This is a genomic window from Thiomicrorhabdus chilensis DSM 12352 (assembly GCF_000483485.1).
Classification (GTDB): Bacteria; Pseudomonadota; Gammaproteobacteria; order Thiomicrospirales; family Thiomicrospiraceae; genus Thiomicrorhabdus; species Thiomicrorhabdus chilensis.
Genome location: NZ_KI519609.1, coordinates 835,460 through 855,222, shown reverse-complemented (window position 1 = coordinate 855,222; position 19,763 = coordinate 835,460). Strand labels below are relative to the sequence as shown.

At 49.5% G+C, this 19,763-nt stretch carries 15 protein-coding genes; 5 read left to right on the top strand and 10 right to left on the bottom strand.

Translation table 11 applies throughout. The features are described from left to right. Positions 1–62 precede the first annotated feature (62 nt). The 3 genes from B076_RS0104035 (at position 63) to B076_RS0104025 (ending at position 4,491) form a co-directional block, all read left to right on the top strand. Complete coding sequence (locus B076_RS0104035; protein ID WP_028486178.1) at positions 63–617, top strand: DUF1415 domain-containing protein; 555 nt, start codon at positions 63–65, stop codon at positions 615–617. Positions 618–810: 193 nt separating this feature from the next. After that, positions 811–1,662 (top strand): hypothetical protein, encoded by an 852-nt coding sequence (locus B076_RS0104030; protein ID WP_028486177.1) that lies wholly within the window; start codon positions 811–813, stop codon positions 1,660–1,662. 138 nt (positions 1,663–1,800) lie between these two features. Then, the gene (locus tag B076_RS0104025) at positions 1,801–4,491 is read left to right on the top strand and encodes a cation-transporting P-type ATPase (protein ID WP_028486176.1); all 2,691 of its coding nucleotides are present in this window, start codon (positions 1,801–1,803) and stop codon (positions 4,489–4,491) included. Here B076_RS0104025 and B076_RS0104020 read toward each other — a convergent pair. Then, positions 4,488–5,252 carry a nitrilase-related carbon-nitrogen hydrolase gene (locus B076_RS0104020; RefSeq protein WP_028486175.1) on the bottom strand — a complete coding sequence of 255 codons (765 nt, stop codon included), beginning with the start codon at positions 5,250–5,252 and terminating at the stop codon, positions 4,488–4,490. The genes B076_RS0104025 and B076_RS0104020 overlap by 4 nt on opposite strands. Positions 5,253–5,423: 171 nt before the next feature. On the opposite strand from B076_RS0104020, the gene B076_RS0104015 reads away from it, so the two are divergent. Further along, the gene (locus B076_RS0104015; RefSeq protein ID WP_028486174.1) at positions 5,424–8,306 is read left to right on the top strand and encodes a choice-of-anchor O protein; all 2,883 of its coding nucleotides are present in this window, start codon (positions 5,424–5,426) and stop codon (positions 8,304–8,306) included. Between the two features lie 213 nt (positions 8,307–8,519). On the opposite strand, the gene B076_RS13145 is transcribed toward B076_RS0104015, so the two are convergent. From B076_RS13145 to B076_RS0103965, 9 genes are all read right to left on the bottom strand, one after another. Further along, entirely contained in the window at positions 8,520–8,690 is a 171-nt protein-coding gene (locus B076_RS13145) for a DUF3012 domain-containing protein (protein ID WP_169721405.1), read from the bottom strand. 126 nt (positions 8,691–8,816) lie between these two features. After that, positions 8,817–9,881 (bottom strand): DUF5666 domain-containing protein, encoded by a 1,065-nt coding sequence (locus tag B076_RS0104000; RefSeq protein ID WP_028486173.1) that lies wholly within the window; start codon positions 9,879–9,881, stop codon positions 8,817–8,819. Then, complete coding sequence (locus tag B076_RS12055; protein WP_211230180.1) at positions 9,878–10,780, bottom strand: DUF6502 family protein; 903 nt, start codon at positions 10,778–10,780, stop codon at positions 9,878–9,880. Before B076_RS12055 ends, B076_RS0104000 begins: the two co-directional genes overlap by 4 nt. A gap of 290 nt (positions 10,781–11,070) precedes the next feature. Next, on the bottom strand, positions 11,071–11,406 hold the full coding sequence (locus B076_RS0103990; protein ID WP_028486172.1) for a DUF3240 family protein: 336 nt from the start codon (positions 11,404–11,406) through the stop codon (positions 11,071–11,073). Positions 11,407–11,417: 11 nt separating this feature from the next. Next, positions 11,418–14,525 carry an efflux RND transporter permease subunit gene (locus B076_RS12050; protein ID WP_051347158.1) on the bottom strand — a complete coding sequence of 1,036 codons (3,108 nt, stop codon included), beginning with the start codon at positions 14,523–14,525 and terminating at the stop codon, positions 11,418–11,420. A 2-nt stretch (positions 14,526–14,527) separates the two neighbouring features. After that, entirely contained in the window at positions 14,528–15,706 is a 1,179-nt protein-coding gene (locus B076_RS0103980) for an efflux RND transporter periplasmic adaptor subunit (RefSeq protein ID WP_157753505.1), read from the bottom strand. A gap of 86 nt (positions 15,707–15,792) precedes the next feature. Beyond that, positions 15,793–17,145 carry a TolC family protein gene (locus B076_RS0103975; RefSeq protein ID WP_028486170.1) on the bottom strand — a complete coding sequence of 451 codons (1,353 nt, stop codon included), beginning with the start codon at positions 17,143–17,145 and terminating at the stop codon, positions 15,793–15,795. Positions 17,146–17,228: 83 nt separating this feature from the next. Then, a complete protein-coding gene (locus B076_RS0103970) occupies positions 17,229–18,596 on the bottom strand; it encodes a sensor histidine kinase (RefSeq protein WP_028486169.1) in 1,368 nt (455 codons plus the stop codon). Next, positions 18,593–19,267, bottom strand: coding sequence for a response regulator transcription factor (locus B076_RS0103965; protein WP_028486168.1), 675 nt, complete (start codon positions 19,265–19,267; stop codon positions 18,593–18,595). Before B076_RS0103965 ends, B076_RS0103970 begins: the two co-directional genes overlap by 4 nt. A 265-nt stretch (positions 19,268–19,532) precedes the next feature. Between B076_RS0103965 and B076_RS13385 the strand changes: the two genes are divergently transcribed. Further along, positions 19,533–19,667: a hypothetical protein gene (locus B076_RS13385; RefSeq protein ID WP_281168941.1), complete on the top strand. Its 135-nt coding sequence runs from the start codon at positions 19,533–19,535 to the stop codon at positions 19,665–19,667. The last annotated feature ends 96 nt before the right edge of the window (positions 19,668–19,763 follow it).

The following is a 19,763-nucleotide window of genomic DNA, read 5'->3' as shown; positions in this document are numbered from 1 at the left end:
AATCGAGTAACGGCCTACACTTTTTGATTAATCTTATGCTCAATAGAGCAGAGGCGAAACCGATGAAGCACACCGACATTGAACATGAAGTTCGCTTGTGGCTCGAACAGGTCGTAATCGGGCTTAATCTGTGCCCTTTCGCCTCCAAACCTTATCTCGACAATCAGGTACGCATCGTCATCAGCGACTGCGAAGAGCCAACCTGCCTGCTGGCGCAACTGGCGGAAGAATTGCAGTTTCTGGACAAACACGAACCGCAGCAGCTTGAGACCACCCTACTGGTGTTACCTCAGATGCTGGAGAACTTTGATGACTATAATGCCTTTCTGGATATGGCGGACGCGCTGCTGGAGCAACTTGGCTGGACCGGTTTCTATCAGATCGCCAGTTTTCACCCGTTTTACCAATTTTCCGGCACCCAGCCGGAGGACGCGGAAAACCTCACCAACCGCAGTCCTTACCCGATATTGCACATGATTCGCGAAGCCAGTATCGAAAAGGTTTTAAAACACTATCCAAATCCAAAGGCCATTCCTCAACGCAATATTGACACCGTTTGCAACCTAACAAAAACCCAAATACGGCAGTTATTCCCTCACCTTAACTCTTCTGATTGAGTGCTCTGAATCGGCCCCCCAACACCAGGCCTGCTGATTTTCAGAAGTCCTTTCAAAACCTTAACCTCAAGCTTACTTTACTCCCCCATTAAAAATAAAAACCGGAAAACAAAATGGTTTCTATTGACCTATTGATACGTATTTTTTAATATTGATCAAATAATCATGCGACATCAACCTTGAGGACAGATAGATGCCAGGTCAAATGCTCAATCAAGCCAACGCATTGAATGATCTGTCAGACCTTAACCTGCACGTTATCGAAACGGTTGCCGAAGATTTTATTCGCAAACACGGTTCTCGCAGCATACATACCGGCCAAACACGCCTGGAGAACCAGGATGAGTCGATGGAAAGTGAGTTGCGGCGCATGCTCACAAATCCGGCCATAGGCATACGTCAGGTGATTCCGGCCATTACTTTCTGGATCACTGAATTCAAACTCCAATTTGAAGATGCACTGTTCGATCTGGAACGAAAACGCCTTCTCGGCCTGCAATCCCTGGCGGATGAGCTGGAAAACCTGGTATCCGAGAAATCGGAGATACAGCTCAAACTGACCCTTTCCGAACTGCTGACCGAGCTGGATCATGAAGAACTCTATGAAGCCATTCCCGCCTTGGAAAGGCATGTGCAACCTGCTGGTTCTTCAAACCAAGCAAGACCCAAAACGCCTGCGGAAACCGTATCACGACTGAGAACCCTGCTGGAATTTTCGGCTCATGAAATAGACCTGGTTTTACACGATGGCCTATTAAAAAACGAAGCGCTCGGCTCCAAGTCAACAAAGAAATCAGATTTAGAGGAAAAAGCGCGACTTTGGCTTGAGCGGCACCGAGACGATAAGTTTGAGGTGTATATCCACGCCTACCAAGCCGAAACCATTGAGGTGCAAAAAGCAATTGACCGAATCGTCACCGTAAAACCTTCGAATTTTTCCATGCCTACCTCACACACTGAGGAAACGAATTCCAGTCTCTTAAAGAAAATGGTTCTGAAATTGTTAGGTCATTGGCGACATAACAATAGCAAAATAGCAAAATAGCAAAAAACACACCCCCTAAACCTTCACATAAAACCTTCATATAAAAACTTTATCTTTGACTTTCCATAACTGTGTTTTCTGTTGTAATCTCTAAAGGGTATTTTTCAAACTCACGACTCAATCCAATGGAATGCAAACATGGCGACACAATGGCATGAAAAACCCCCACAGCAAGCATTGTCTGAGCTTAACAGCGATTCCAACGGTTTAAGTGCCGAACAAGTCAAACAAAAACGATTGGAATACGGAAATAACCGTCTACCACAACCGGTCAAACCCAGTCTGTTAAAACGTTTTCTGCTACAGTTCCATAATATTCTCATCTATGTTCTGCTTGTTTCAGCGGGCATCACCTTTTTACTGGGACATTTGATTGACACGGCCGTCATCCTCGCCGTCGTATTGATTAATGCCATTATCGGGCTGATACAGGAAGGCAAGGCCGAACAAGCCATGGATGCCATTCGCAGTATGCTCGCCCCCCAAGCTGCGGTGATTCGTGATGGCCAAAGGCATTCAATAGCCGGCGAAGAGTTGGTACCAGGTGACATCGTCTTGCTCGAAGCCGGCGATAAGGTGCCGGCGGACTTGAGACTGCTGCAAAGCCACGGTCTGCAAATTCAAGAAGCGATCCTCACGGGCGAATCGTCCGCAATCGACAAACACATTCAAGCGGTCAAGCCGGGAGCACCACTCGGAGACCGTTTCTGTATGGCGTTCAGCGGCACCACCGTAACCAGCGGACAAGGCAAGGGGGTGGTCATCGGTACCGGTGCTCTGACGGAGATAGGGCGCATCAGCGGCCTACTTTCAAAAGTAGAAACCCTCACCACCCCCTTGGTCGAGCAGATGAATGTGTTTGCCAAATGGCTCACCGTTGTCATACTCAGCGTCGCCGTCCTCATTCTCGGATTTGGCATATTCATTCAAGAACAAAGTTTTAGCGAACTGTTCATGGCAGTGGTCGGGTTATCGGTCGCCGCCATTCCCGAAGGCTTGCCAGCGGTACTCACGATTACTCTTGCGGTGGGCGTCAAAGCGATGGCGCACCGCAACGCCATCGTCAGACGTCTGCCCGCCATCGAAACGCTGGGCTCTGTATCGGTCATCTGCACTGATAAAACCGGTACCTTGACGCGTAATGAGATGAGTGTTGCCAGTCTGTTCACGGCCGAATCGTTTTTCGAAGTCGATGCTTCCGGCTATGCGCCGATTGGCAACATCCAACAAGACGGCGAAACCATTGAGCCGCAAACTTACTCTTTGTTACAGGAAGTTGGCCGCGCCATTGCCCTTTGCAACGATGCCGAACTGCGTGAGTCCGAGACCGAATGGTCTGTGGCAGGCGATCCAATGGAAGGCGCTCTGCTGGCCTTTGCCGGTAAAACTGGCATCGACACGCACGATGAACGCACACACTGGACACGCACCGACTTGATTCCCTTTGATGCCAAACATCGTTTTATGGCCACCTTGAATCATGACCATGAAAACCACGCTTTCATCTTCCTTAAGGGTGCGCCTGAAAAACTGCTGGAATTGTGTTCAAGCCAACGGCTCGAAAATGGTGATGACTGCCCTCTCAACGCACCTTTTTGGCTTGCTCAGTCCGAGCAGCTTGCTGCACAGGGACAACGCGTATTAGCGGTTGCAGCCAAGCAGGTTGAACCGAACCATACCGTTCTTGAAAGACCCGATCTAGAAAACGGTTTGACCCTGCTCGGCATCATCGGTTTGATCGACCCCCCAAGAGAAGAGGCGATTGAAGCCGTTAGCGAATGCCATGCCGCAGGCATTCGAGTCAAAATGATTACCGGCGATCATGCCATCACCGCGTCGGCTATCGGCCGACAGATCGGCTTGCAAAATCCGGATAGCGTGCTGACAGGACTGGATCTGGACAAACTTGACGACCCGGCATTACACAAGCAAGTGCTGGAAACCGACATCTTTGCCCGCACCAGTCCGGAACACAAACTGCGATTGGTGATGGCATTGCAATCCCAGGGCATGACCGTCGCCATGACAGGTGATGGCGTCAATGATGCCCCCGCATTAAAACGAGCCGACGCCGGCATCGCCATGGGTAAAAAAGGCAGCGAAGCCGCCAAAGAGGCCGCAGAAATCGTATTGGCGGATGACAATTTCGCATCCATCGCTGCCGCCGTGCGTGAAGGTCGCACCGCATACGATAATATCAAAAAGGTCATCAGCTGGACTTTACCTACGAACTCGGGGGAAGCCGCCACCATTATTTTGGCGATTCTTCTGGGCATGTCGTTACCGATTACGCCGGTGCAAATCCTGTGGATCAACTTGATTACCGCGACCACCTTAGGCATCGCCCTGGCTTTTGAGCCGACCAACAGTCATACCATGCGGCAACCTCCTCGCCCACGCAACCAGCCACTGCTGGATAAAACCCTGGTCTGGTACATTTTTCTGGTCAGTTCGCTTTTTATTGTCGGTGTATTTGGTGTTTACAGTCATGCCATTAATATCGGCTACTCGATAGAACAGGCTCGCACTATGGCGGTCAACACTCTGGTGATCATGGAAGTGTTTCAGCTGCTTTATATCCGCAATATGAACACCACCTCATTGGATTGGAGTGCACTCAAGGCCACCAAAGAGGTGTGGATTGCGATTGCCTTGGTGTTGATCGCCCAAATTGCGATTACTTACATTCCGGCTCTACAAGCGGTATTTGAAACCCAGGCCCTGTCAGGTCAAGACCTACTGCTAATTCTAGCCGTGGGAATCATGCTGTTTGTCATTATTGAAACCGAAAAACAGCTGCGCCTGCGTTTTCTCACCAAAAAGAATTAAGACTTTATATCCTCCAAAAAAGGATATTGTAGGCGCACCAATTTGACTTGTTTGATAGGTACTTCGGTGATTTGGCAGGCCTGCTCGGAATCGGCATAAGACAGGATCTCGCCCAAAGGGTCAATCACCATGGAGCCACCGACATACATCAGCCCATTGCCGTCTTGACCGATGCGGTTGACCCCCACGACGAAACACTGGTTTTCAATCGCACGGGCTTGCAGCAAAACCTCCCAGTGGGACTGACGACTCTCAGGCCAGTTGGCGATGACAAAGACCATTTCGGCTTGCGGTACAACCTGGCGAAACAGCTCCGGAAACCTCAAGTCATAACAGATAAACACACTGCAGACGACCCCGTCCACCTCAAACAGAACCGACTCGTTTCCCGCTTGATAATGCTTTCCCTCACCCGCGAACTGGAAGGCCCGGTTCTTCACATAACAGGCCTGCTCATTTCCGTTTCGGTCAAATACCAAGGCACAATTACGCGCCTGAGTTGACGAAACCCTTTCGGCAAAACCGGCAATTATGTACACCCCGTATTGCTGGGCCAGTTCACTCAAAGTCTTGTAAACCGCACCTTGTCGGGTTTGCGATACCTGATCAACCTGCATGGAAAAGCCACAATAAAACAGTTCAGGCAAAACCACCACATCATACTGCCCCATCTCATATGATTGAAAATGCTTTCTCAATTTCAAGAGGTTTCCTTCCGCATCCTGCCAAATGCTGTCCAACTGCACGCTCAATACCTTCATACAAACCATCCCATTTCTTATAAACCCTATTAAAAAACATGATCTTAAATAACTTTTAACAAAAAACATAATAACTCACCCAGTTGGGTGATTTACGTAGCATAAATAAAGAGTATCGTTAATCAAGGCAATAAGCTTAAATAACGTAAGTCGTATCATGAGGAGCAGAACATGATCAAGTTTCACCCACAACCTTTAGCGGCCGCCCTGGCAGCCATTATGGGGGTCACCCTGTATGGCTGTAACGGCGGCAGCTCTTCCACCAGCACCGATCCAACCATCAAAACCGGTACCTTTGTCGACTCGCCGGTCAACGGTTTGACCTACACCGGCCATGTCAGCGGCACTACCGCAGATGGCGGTAAATACCGTTTCAAAGAGAATGGCATGGTCAAGTTTTCAGTTGGTGACAAAGTCATCTTAGGAAGCTTGAAAGGAAGCACCTTTAACGTCACCCCTTTGGATTTCTTTGAAGGCGCAGACGTCAACGATCCTCGAGTGGTCGCCATTCTCATCCTATTACAGTCTTTGGATGAAGACAATGATGCAGGAAATGGCATTAATATTTCCAACCGCGCGATAACCGAATTGGAACGTGCGCTTGAAGAACGAGGGTTACTGGATGGTGTCGACTTTTCCACCATGACGGTTGAAGAAGCGCGCACCTTTATTGACACCACCTTGATCCCTGCTTTGACCGACGTCGTTGCCAGTACACCTCCGACTGAAGAAGGCGATGAAGATGGCGTGGTCACCGAGGAAGAAGCGGTCGAGCACTTCACCTTCACCACCATCGGTGGCGACATCACCTTGCATAAAAACATTTCTAGAACCCCGGGCGCGGGGAGCGGTGGGCACAGCGTCACCAGCATGATGCTTCACACCTCACAATACCACGCTTCCGGTGAAGCTTCTGAAGAGACGGCATTGACACGCCCACTGCTGGTCAGTTACACCGACATCGTCACCGGTGATTTCCAGATGGGAACCGGTAGTTCGGAAATTCCGGACATCGACCACGTCGCCGATACCTTTGTCGCCCTGTCGCTGGACAAAGGCGTGAGCTGGAAACCGATCAACATCTCCAATACGGCAGATAAGAGCTCTATCCAGGTCGATTTCTGGGGAGATGGTGTTAAACATGACTACTACGGCCACTCTTTCAAACCGGCCATCAAAACCGAAGGTAACAAAGTGTTAGTTGCTTGGAACGACAAGTACTGCCCAACTGGAAATCCTTCTGAATTGGCGGATCCGGACACGGAAGACTTGTATCTGGTGAACGGTCCGCAAGGCACCATCAATTATGAAGGCATCGAAACCTACGGTGAAGACGTGGTTCCGGCGCACGAAGTGCCTTTCAGCTGTGTATGGACGGCTCGCGGTGTCTTTAATGAAGAAACCCATGAAATCGACTGGCATGCCCCTATGCAGCTAACTTCCGGACGCCGTGATTCCAACAAGATCACCATCTCATCCAGTGAAGAAGGGTTTGTGATGGCCTGGCAAGAAGATACCGAAGGCCTGCGTCCTGGTGGCGGTGCCGGTCCAGGTGAAGGTTGGAGTGGTGCTTCCACCAACCATAGAACCGATATCTGGTATAGCTATATTCCGTTAGAAGATGGAGCGGGTAATGACTATTTTGCAGCCACAGAAGAAGTTACTGACGACTCGGTTAAACCGAAGTCGCTTTACAATCTAAGCTATCCGGTACCCATTAGTGACAACGCCGTCTGTAAACAGGAAAATGTTGATTCCGGCACCAGTGCGCTTTACTGCGCTGCAATCTGTACTGACAACGGTTATCTGGTCGATGCTACCAGCAATGACGATGGCAAGTGTTATACCAGCGAGCTGGATCCGATTCGTGCCATTTACGATCCGGAAAGTACAGAGAAACAGTTGTTGAACGGCGATACTGGCGCATCCCGTCCGATTCTTGGGATTTTTGGTGACAACGTTATCTTGGGTTATGAGGAAACCAAAGGGGAAGCAGAAAGCCTACCAGGCGTTCCTAACACGGAAACATTGGACAGCATTCCGTTGGAAGCGCAAGGTAAAATCGCTTATGTGCATTCATTCAAGATGGCCGATCCAACGCCGATTTCAGCCGGGACAATCGTCAATGAACTAAGACCTAATGAAGAAGACGGCACGCCTGTTCTGGAAAACGTGCGTCGTTTGACCATGGTCAGCCAGGTGGACTCTTCTGAAGCGACAGCCGATAATCACTTATGGGGTATCCTCTACAAGTCCGGCATTGAAACCCAAGGGGCGTCATCGGACATGTATTTGCGTCTGGCCAAAGGCGGTTATTCTGTCGAAGACCTCAATACGGTTGCAGACATGCAGACAATCATGGGGGATGAGACCTGGAGTTCCCACAGCTGGAACCTGAGTTCGCGTACCGCTGATGCGGAAGAAACCGTGATTGGTACCTGGAATGCGACTAACCTGGATGATGCCACCTGGGAAAACAACTGGGAGAACACGTTCTCACCACGCGGTTTCTTGAGAGGGGACACCATCTTTATCGGTTACGAGTACACCCAGTCTTGGCGTGTCGCGTCGGTCGGTCATCTGTCCAACAACTTCAATGTCATTCGTTCGTTTGACAATGGAAGCACTTGGCAAGAACCGAAAAACATCTCCAACATTTCCAACAACATCATTACCACGCTGGATCCACGTCTGATTCCAACATCGGAACCGATTGCAGGACTGGAAACCGCTGCACCGAATACGGTCTTTGTGACCTACGGTACTGCGGAGATGGCGTCTGGATTGGAGCTTGATCTGTTCGTAACTCGCACTACCGACAATGGTGAAAACTGGGATACCGTTCCGGCAACGGTTGACGGCTCACCTACCAATGAGGCCATTGTCAAATCCGAGGCGGAAGAAAAAGAGGTGCAGAACATCGCTTCACCGGATGGCAGTACCTTGTACACCGTCTGGCTGCAAGAGCTGGATCCTGAAGAAGCCTCAGAAAGCGCCGCAGACTATCTGCTGGGCAGTGACATCTGGGGACAGCGTAAAGATTACACCGAATAAGATTCGCTAATCCGAACGTTACATTCTGGCTCCGTTTATGACGGAGCCCTTAAACTTAAAAGGCTTTTATCCTGATGGATAAAAGCCTTTTTTATTACCTGTTTCAAAGCAAACTGGATGCGTTTTAACCGCTTGCATCTTATAGCAAGATAAACAACCCACCCTTTCAAAAGAAAGCCCGGTTGTTTTCCCATCAAGGTTTGTTAACCACCTTTACTTCAACAGACAGTGTTTGGCGTAATCCGTCGCTTCATTGGCCGTCCACTCGCCTTTTGGCTTTTCCTTGAGATCCGCACACCAAGCATCACTGCCTATTTCCGCAGAACAGCCAGACAACAATACGAACCCCACCATTAACAACATTACCGACACAGACTCCAGCATAAAACACACTCCTTGCTTAAGGCGATTGATTAAAAATTCAACTTCATCTTCGCCATAATCTTAGCTGAAAAATCCCATAAAAAAACGCCCTTTCAGGCGTTTCATTAAAAAAGAATCGATATTCAATCAGCGTCTTGCAGGCGAAGCCCGTCCACTAGCACCTTGCAAGGCGCTAGAAAAACCAGTAGGCCTGTTGTTTCTCTGGAGACTGTCAACCCCACCCCAGGAGGTTCGGCTGGAACTTGCAACGCCTGTCACTCCGGCATCCGGTTGAGCCCGGGATGCTGAATCATCCTGAGCACCGGAAGCATCCCCGGTTCGTTGTTTGTCTGGCCCCTCCAGCTTGATTTTTGGTTGCGACGACAAACCAGGTGGGATTTGTGTGAACTCCCCAGCATGATAGGCCTTCAACCAATTACCCTGCATCGCCACCCGGTTAACCTGATCGGAAAACACCACATCCGGATGGGTTTTCAACCAAGTCTTGCCGGAGACTTCAGGCTCGACCAAGGTCGCCCGCCAAGCGTTTTCACGCTCTTGACTGTCATGACGATAGACCGGCAATCCACTGATGCGTACAAACTCACCCACCTTCAACTGAAGATTGTTGGCCAATCGCGTGCTTTCATCCACATACACCCTTTGCCCATTAACCTGAATCTCGGTGGCCATATCTTGGGTCTGCATGGCTTCGATCTTACCCGCCAAAGGATAATAGATATGAATGTCGGCCGTGGTGGTCTTATCCGGATCTGGATGGGTTTCCAGCCAAACCTGCTGACCGATTCGCAGATCGCTGGCTTGCAATTCTTTGGACTGATCCGGCACATTACTGTGAATACGGGTTTTCTGACCCAAGCCGATTTCAATGCCATTCACCCAAATACTGCCAAACTGCTCAATCGTGCCAATCACTCCGGTGCCGCCAAAACCTTTGGAAGTCCGGCCCGTGCCTCCGAATCCGCTGTCCAGCTGCATCGTGTGCCCAATAGACGAATCTGGTTCAACCATAGCAACCTGTTGCTCGGGCTGAGTACGTCCGGTTCCGCCAAATCCTGAATTGGAAGAGAGCAAAACGATCTGGTTTTCAGAAGATGTCTCCTGTTTTCCGGAACCGGTGGTGGTGCACGCCGACATCTGCACAAACAGCGTCAACACCAAAAGTTTGGCAATCCACATCAAAGGCTTCATTTTTCTAATCCTTGATCGGCCTGTTCACTTGCCTGATCGACTGATTCTTCAGACGTTTCACAATGGTAAAAATAAGCCCCGAAATGCATTGAGTGCTCACCGTCCTGCGCCTTCTTATCCTGATGCTGCAAGCGGCTCGCCATCTGATTGACCTCAGTCAACAAATCTAAAGAGCGTTTTCTGGCAAAGGTCTCCAGCGCTTTAACGGATTCTTGTGAAAGTGCCTCGTAATAAACCGCTCGATCCAGCATGGTTTCGGTTTCGCCAGACAGGTTATGAGTGACGACCGAGAGATGATCGCCAATGTTTTTACCTGCAAAAAACAGCTTTTCCTCAAAATCCTCTTGAGGTACATAACCGGACTCTTCCAACACCACCAATCCGTTGTCATCCATGAACACAACGCCCTGATGCAACCATTCGTCCAACAAGGATCGAGGATGCACATCCTTGGTGAGACTGCGAACCATGGTATCAAACGACACCTCGGAGCCTTCGGAATTGCGTGGCAGCGCTTTAGGCAAGCCTTTTTCACACAGATACTCAGGGTTACCCAACCACGTCGCCATTAACTGAGCGCCCAAACTGGCTTTACGCTCTTTGGCGTCGAGTTCGGAGGTTTCTTCTTGGCGGATGCGCTTGACTTCCTTGCGGTGCACACCGGTCAAGACACTGATACGGCTGTCCGTCTGTTTCTTGCCCTGCAAAGTAAATTGTTGATCGGCCACTTCCACATAGGTGGTTTTGAGCAGGTCAATCAATGCCGTGTAGGTGATTCCCTGGCGCAGCAATAAACTCACCAGAGGGCGTAGGATTTTTTTGATGGCTTTGAATAAAGCCTTCTGTTGGATTTCGGTAATGTCATTCATGGTGCCATTATAGCAAAATAAATTTGACATGGTAAATTTTTACATTTAGACTAAAGTCCAATCCTTAAGAAATGGTAATTTTTCACACAGGAGTGAATTATCATTGCTTATCATGTAGTCTAAGTCTCCTCAGAGTACAGATCCTTAACCTGTCCATCGTCAGATCGACAGGTTTTTTTTGGCCTGAATTCCGCACTGCATTTTATGCATAGGCATAAAGCGGTTGCCTTGGAATACTGCAGACCCATTAAATAAACACACAAACCAAAATGAACAGGCCTGGATTAACCAGGCCTGTTCATTTCTAGATTTGACGATTTTCAGAGCTGGCCATGCTCAATCAATGGCAGGATACGATAACTGATGGTCGCGGTAGGCATGCTGTGCTTAATATTGGCGAGTATTTGCTGGCTCAGGCTGTGATGGCATTCGATCTGCACCATGACCTTCTTTTGATACCCGGCCACCTGCTCACGAACACTTAAACGTTCCTGAGGCTGACCATAACCTTGGACGTCCACCACCGAAAAAAACAGTGGCGGCTGCTCGGCCAACAGGCAATCAACCACATCATTAACCTGGTCCGCCGGTAAAATAAGATGCAGAACCACACTCTCATCAGCGGCCTGCAAATCGGAATTGAATTGTGTTGTCATGATGGTTCCTTTTATTTCGACTGACTTGACTGCACTGGTTGATCCGCCAAGCCCAACGACTTAACACCGAACATACGGTAAATAATCGGCAATATCAGCAAAGTCAGGATAGTTGAGGTAATCAACCCCCCGATCACCACAATGGCCAATGGGCGTTGAATTTCAGAACCAGGCCCGCTCGCAAACACCAAGGGGATCAAGCCTAAAGCGGCAATACTGGCGGTCATCAACACCGGACGAAGACGGCGCATTGCCCCTTCCACAACCACTTGCTCCACCGGCATGCCCTGGGCAATCAACTGATTGAAGTAGGTCATCATCACCACCCCGTTGAGCACTGCAATCCCCAATAAAGCGATGAACCCCACCGAAGCGGGAACCGACAGATATTCGCCGGTCAGCCACAAGGCCACGATCCCGCCAATCAGTGCAAACGGAATATTGGAGAGCACCATTGTAGCTTGGGTCGCCGAACGGAAGGTACTGAAAAGTATGATGAAAATCAGGATCAATGCAATTGGCACCACAATCATAAGACGTTGAGCGGCACGCTGCTGGTTCTCAAACTCACCGCCCCACACATAATAATAACCGGGTGGCACGTCCAGTTCAGCCGCTTTAAGTTTGGCTTCCTCAACGAAGCTCACCAAATCGCGCCCGCTGACGTTAGCGACCACAACCGAAAAGCGCTTGCCTTTCTCACGTTGAATCGAAACCGGCCCGTCCACTTCCACGACCTTGACCAACTGATTCAACTGCACGCTTTGACCGTTGTCCAGTACAATGGCCTGGTTGAGAAATTCCATTTTAGACGCGCGACTGGAACCGTCAGCACGAATAATCAACGGAATTTGGCGATTGCCCTGATAGATGACCCCCGCCGGCATGCCTTCCAGGTAAGCGCGTAAACGATCTTGCAAGGCATTTACAGATACGCCCAAACGTCCGGCCTGATAGGAATCCACCTGCAACTGAACGTATTTCATACCGTCGTTCTGTGAGGTGAATACATCCTCTGCCCCGTCGATGGTCTCAACCAGCGCCGCCACTTTTTCGGCGGTTACGGTCAGTTCCTGCGGATTATCCCCGAATATTTTGATGGCAATATCACCGCGGGCACCGGTCAGCATTTCGTCAACACGCATCTGAATCGGCTGGGTGAAAGCATAGTTAATGCCTGGAAACTGAGTTTCCAGGATGTGTCGAATCTCCTCAATCAGAGCCTCTTTGCTTGCCATGCGCCACTGATCACGCGGTTTGAGTACCAAAAAGCTGTCGGTATCATTCAAACTCATCGGATCCAGACCAATCTCATCCGCCCCCAGACGCGCCACAATACGTTCGATTTCAGGAACTTGCGCTAATAAAGCCTTCTGCACCTGCTGATCCAAACGCTTGGACTCCTCCAAGGAGATGGAAGGCACCTTCTCAAGCTGCACAATCAGATCCCCTTCATCCATCTGTGGCATAAAGGTCTTGCCGACTTGGGTGTAAATAACGCCGGCAAACAGCAGGGCGACCAACGCTAGAACCATCACCAGCCGATCATGCTTCAGAGCCCATTCCAGCAAAGGACGGTAGCCGCGACTCAGATGACGCATTAACCAAGGCAATTCATGCGAAGCCTCTCCCAGCAGATAGGACGAAATCACCGGAATAATGGTCAGCGACAGAATCAAGGCGCTGCCCAATGCAAACACGATTGTCAAAGCTACCGGCACAAACAGTTTACCTTCCAGACCTTGCAGGGTCAGTAACGGCAAGAAGACGATCATGATGATGCCGATACCGGAAATCACCGGCATGGCCACTTCCTGCATGGCACGGTAAATGATATGCAATTTTGGCAAACGCCTGTGCGAGCCCTGCGCTTCTTTGGCTTGATGGGTGACAATGTTTTCAACCACCACCACGGCAGCATCCACCAACATCCCGATGGCAATCGCCAAACCACCCAGCGACATCAAGTTGGCCGACAAGCCAAACCAATTCATGAAAATAAAGGTCATCAACGCCGCCAACGGCAGCACCAAGGCGACCGTGACCGCGGCTCTGACATTGCCTAAAAACAACAGCAGCAACAAGACAACCAACACCACTGCTTCCACCAAAGCTTTGGAAACCGTAGAGATCGCTTTTTCAATCAAGTCGCCACGGTCATAGAACACATCCACACTGATGCCGTCCGGCAAAGCCGGTTTCAGCAATTCTAATTGATCGCGAACTGCCTTAATCACTTCACTGGTATTCGCGCCACGTAGACCGATCACCAATCCCTGAACCGCTTCACCCTGACCATCCTGGGTTACGGCTCCATAGCGGGTCAGCGCTTCAACACGGACGTCAGCGATGTCTTTGACATGGATGGCACGGCCTTCATAGGTGGCCACCACAATATTACCAATGTCTTCCACCCCTTCCAGATTACCGATACTGCGCACCAGTAAAGCCTCTTCTCCCTGAGTGAGACGACCGGCCCCGTCATTACGGTTATTGGCATTTAGAGCCTCGGTTAGGGCGCTAAAAGGAATTTTAAGTGCCGACATTTTGCGGCTATCCGGCACCACGGCATAGACCCTGGCCTTCCCGCCCAGAGCGTTGACGTCGGCCACACCCGGCACAGCACGCAAGGCCGGACGAATCACCCAGTCCAGCAGATCGCGTTTTTCCATATTATCAAGGGTGTCGCCCTCCACGGTAAACATGAAGATGTCACCCAATGGGGTCGTCATAGGCGCGATACCGCCGGAAATGCCTTCAGGAAGACTGACGCCCGACAAGCGTTCCGAAATCTGCTGTCTGGCCCAGTAGATGTCGGTGCCTTCAACAAAATCGATGGTGATGTCGGCAATGCCGTATTTTCCCATGGAACGCAGCATCTGCTGCCCTGGTACGCCCAGCATCTCCACTTCAATCGGCACGATAATACGTGATTCCACTTCGGAAGGCGTCATACCGGGCGCTTTCATAATGATCTTAACCTGAGTCGGAGACACATCCGGAAAAGCGTCAACCGGTGTTTTCTGGAACGCCATCCAACCAGCCGACACCAGGCCGACCGCCAATAACAGCGCCATGACTCTTTGCGCTAGAAAGAATGTCATTAAACGTGACAACATAATTACTCTTCCCCTTCGCCCGCAGACAGAACCGATAGCATGGCCACCGCTCCGCGAGTCATGACCTGCCATTGATCAAAATTGAGTACCCCAGAGGCTTGCTCAAGTGGTGTAACCACTGCCATCTGATCTGGCTGTTCGATGCGTGTCACCGCTTGCATCATCAAGCTTGCCTTCTCACCTTTTTTACGCAAAAAAATCACCGTTTGTCCGTTCACCTCAGTCACCGCCGTTTGCGGTACCTTAAAGGCGGCTTGTTGCGGCAATTCAGAAATAAACTCCAGTGAATGCAATGCACCAGAAATCAACTTTCCGTCGGTGTTTGGGAATACACAATGAATCTCAACGGATTGTGTCATGGGATCCGCCTGATGGCTGATGTAGGCGATTTCTCCTTGCGCTGAAGCCATTGGGATGCGCACTTTTTGTCCAAGCTTCAACTTTCTGGATTCGTTTATCGGTACGAACACTTCCGCCACCAACCTATCCAATTCGGCAAATTTGGCAATGGTCTGATTCGTCGTCAAACGCATGCCTTTTTTAACCGTCAAATCGAACAATTCTCCATTAGCGGGCGCTTTAATGGTCAATAAGGCCGGCTGCAAACGATTGCTTCGCTTCAACTCGTCGATGGCGGCCTCTGACATGCCCATCAGTTGAAGATCCTGCTGTTGCTGCTGAGCCTGCTGATTCAGGCTATTCATACGGCTTTCCGTCGCCTGAAGTTGTTTTTTGGAGACCACGCCTGACTGAACCAGACTGCGTGCACGTTTCAACTCCTGCTGCACCACCTTCAATTCGGACAGGGTCGTCAGATACTCTTTTTGTGACTTGAGCATATCGGAACTTAACAGCTCGATCACCGGCTCACCTTCAGACACGGAACCATGAACTCTGAATACCTGCGTAACCAAACCGTCCATTGGAGCCGTCAACATTTGCTGGTGAGGTTCTGGCAAACTCAATTTGGCCGGATAGGCATAACTTCTGACTTCCGTCGCCTTCTCCAGAGCAGAAAACTCAAACCCCATCGCCTCCTGTTGGACGGTATCCAGAGCAATGTTTTCGGCGGCGGCCAGCGGCAAGGTGCCACCAAACCATAAAGCGACACTCATCGCGGTCAACCCCAGGTTCTTTTTGAATGATTGATTCAACTGGTTCAAATACTGATTTGTTTGCATGTCCATTTCCTAAATTCACATTCTTATTTGTTCGTTTTCAATCAAGCTTCCCTAAGCCTTCAAGGGACAGGCCTGCTGAATCTTAGCTATTGCGCAATAGAAGCTGCGTGATCGATTCCCTGACCGACCCCATGCCCCAATGCTTGCCAATAAAGGGCTAAATTCTGCTGTACAAGCACCTGCTGCCGTTCGGAGTCCAGCAGCGCCTTCAACATCTGGGTTTGCACCTGAAGCAAGGTCTGTATGTTGGTTTCTCCGAGCTCATAGGCTTTTTCCGCCATGCTTAAAGCTTGTTCGGACAGGCCAACCTGTTGTCTCGCCAAGTCGGCCAATTGCTGCGATTGGAGAAGTACCTGATAGGCCTGACGGGCCTGGTTAAAGAGGTTTTGCTGAGTTTTCTGCAAACGAACTTGAGACTCACTCACGGCCAGATTCTGTTCAGCCATCTGCGCAGAATAGCGGGCTGGTTTACCGAGAGGGAAGCTCATTTCCAGCATCAGACTGGTGCGTGCGGAAGTCTGATCATCCTGCTCGGATTTGGCTCCCACAAACAGATTCGGTTTTTCTACAGACTGCGTCTCTGCAAGTTGCTTTCTAGCCTGAACCTGCTGCAGCTGGCTTTGTGCCCAAAGCACCTGAGGATGGGATTCAAGTTGGTTCTGGGCATTCGTCCAGTCTGGTGCTTGAACCTCTTGAATTTCGTGTGGCAATTGTGAAAAGCCTGTCCAGAACTGATAGTTGGCCAGTTTTTGCTGATATTGGTTTTGTGCTTCCAGACTGGATTTTTCGGCCTGTACACGCTCTTTCTGCACCAGAACCAGGTCCATTTTCGGGCTGTCTCCGGCTTTCACCAAGCTTTCAACTTTTGAAGCCAGAGCGGCGACCAGCCCAAGGTTTTGTTGACTACGCTGCCATTCGACCTCTGCCATTTTTAATTCCCAAACCAATTGCCGAGTCAAAGCCGAAGCCTGCAAATTGAGCAATTGGGGATAGTGAATGGATTGTTGTTGATACACTTCGCCGAGTTGGGCATAAGCGTTGGCTTGATCGCCAATGGCGACTGGAAAACTCACGCCGGTTTCCCAGCTTTGGAATCCGGTATCGTCGGTCAGCGCATCGCTTTCATGACGCACCATCATATTCATACCATTGGGCAACCACGATTGAGAAACCTTCTGGTGACTGGCCGCCAAAGAGGTATAGTTTGGTACCTCGAATTGTTCGGGCTGTTTGGTGATGACCGCTTGCAGAACCGCTTTAAGATCGGCCGGTGCCGAAGCGCTGTGTGTCTCTACTGAAGGCTGAGCCTGAAGCGGGCTGATATGGAGCAGCGAGAGCAACAAGCCGGTTCTAAACACATTAACCCGATAGCGATGGCGACCTTGAGAGCCAGCATTCAGGCGCTCAGCGTTTTGAGAAAGTCGTGTCAAACATTTCATATTCAATCCTTTTTGGAATCATCAAGCGATACTTTAAAAAATGAAACTGAATTGAAGCTGAAAATGGCGTTTACTCTTTTAATTCATCCCTTGGAAGTGTGTAAGGGTAAGCGAATGGTGACTTGCAAACCCGATAATGGCGGCTGATGCGTCTGAAAAGGCTGCTTTTGCGTGAAGGCGATTTGACCGTCATAAGCCTTGACGATTTCATGCACGATTGACAGCCCCAAACCGTGACCGGGCTGAGATTCATCCAAACGGATGCCGCGATTCTTCATCAAATCGATGTCTTTTTGCGCGACGCCTTGGCCGTCATCTTCAATATGGATGACCAACCAGGCCTGCTCAGTTTCAACCGAAATCCGAACCCGACTTTGACACCATTTACAGGCGTTATCCAGAAGATTGCCCAACAGTTCAAACAGATCTTCGCGATCAAAAGGTAGCGAATCTTCAATCTGACAATTCATCTCAAATTCAATGGCCTTGTCACGATACAGCTGCCGCATCGTGTTGATCAGGTCTTGCAGATCTTGTGGAAACTGAAAGGCTTGCAGTGCCACGCCGCTTCCGGCCATTCGTGCCTGGCTGAGTTCACGGTCAATCAAATTAAGAATGCGTTCCGCCTGCTCCTGCAATGCCCCCTGTAACTGAGGATGCGCCTTAATACGTTCGTCTTCAAGAAACTGATAGATCAAGTTCAGCGGAGATTTCAAAGCATGCGCCAGGTTGCCGGTTGCCATTCGCGAACGCTCCAAACGCGCATGAAGCTGGGACATCACCTGATTGAGCGTCTCCACTAATGGTGCGATTTCCTGAGGCACCTCGGCCTGAATGGCCACTTGTTTGCCCGATTGAATTTCATTCAACGCCTGTTTCACCGGATTTAGGCTATCAAACCCGCGTTTTAGAATGCGGCGCTGGGTCCACAACAAAACCAACAACCCCATCAATGAAAACAGAGCGAACAGCACATCAAACGTGCGCAAGCTATCCTGAATCGGTGAATGGTCCTCGGCCACAAATAAATACCCGTGCTCGCCATCTCTCTCAAACGGCACCCTTAAGACCAAGGTATGCGAACTGTCCGGCATATTGGTTTCATACACCGAAGCCTGATTTTCAGTGATGGGCGTATACAGGGAAAACCCCTGCAATGAAGGTGATAAAAGATTCGCTATCCGCGAAGGCGGTCTGGACTTGATCAGATAATAGTGTCCCGAGTGGGGTCTAAGATAAATCGCTTCTGCCGCGTTCTCGGACAGATGCCACTGGCCGTCTTCAAGTTTGAGATGGCGTAACAAGGTGTCCGAATCATGTTCCAGACGGGTGACAATATAACGCTCGGTCAATTCGTGGATGGTATAGGTTGTCACCCACCAGAACACCACAAACAGCCCCGCCAAAGTCAGCGTTAAGGTGTATCCGAGTTGTTTTTCAAGCGATCTCATAACGAATTCACCACAAAACGATACCCCTGTCCCCTTTGTGTCTCGATATGCTCTTTTCCGATTAACTTACGTAATCTTCGAATGTAAACCTCCAGCACATTGCTGTCACGGTCATAGTTCTGATCAACAATCTTGGCCATGATCTCCGATTTGGAAAGCAACTTGTTAGGGTGGCTCATTAAAAAACGCAGCAACCTGAATTCGGTATGGGTCAAATTGTGTTTTGAACCCTCCGAGGTTTCCACCTGTTGGGTATTTAAATCCAACCTCAGACCGTTCATGGCCATCACGTGACTCCCATCCGTTTCCGGCAAAACTCGTTTCATCAAATTCTGAATACGAGCCAGCAATTCCTCAAAATGGAAAGGTTTGCCAACGTAATCATCGGCTCCCTTTTTCAGACCCTCAACACGATCTTGCCAACCGTTACGTGCCGTCAAAATAATGACCGGCGTGTTATTTTGCTGGCTTCGCATGCTGTGTAAAACCGACAGGCCTGATTGTTTCGGCAGGCCTAAATCCAATATGATCAGATCGTAAGGATGCTCGTTTATCAAAAACAGTGCCTCTTCCCCGTCAGCGGCGCAATCCACAACAAAACCACACCGTATCAACTGCTGACTTAAACTTTCAGCCAGCAAGGCTTCATCTTCTGCAAGCAAAAGTTTCACAGCACCTCTCTTTATAAACTAATGAATTCGTATCGCCCTATTCTAAAACATTGGTCCAATAATAAAAGCGGGCTTTTCCCATTCAAGCAAATTGAAAAAGATCAAAAAAACATTTGACATGGGAAAATTTACCATATAAACTGCACCCATAGATTAAATGTAAAACTTTCACATTTAGTCGAAAGGTCCTGACCTAGGATTATTGCCAGGACATAAATTCACAACCTGCTTGACGGGTTGAACTTCTAGGAAGAAGAGGTAAAAGATGAAAAAGATTATTCTTGCAGCTTTATTAACTTTCGGTATCACTGCCACAGCTTCAGCCCACCATTTTTCGGCTAACCCTGATGCAGGCTCCAACATTCCGGATCAATCCGCACACTTAACGATGGAATTTTAAGCTCGAACCCAAACGGTTTGATTTAAGTGAAAACAAAAGGAATTTAATAATGAAAAAGATTATCTTAGCTGCTCTACTGACTTTCGGTATCACTGC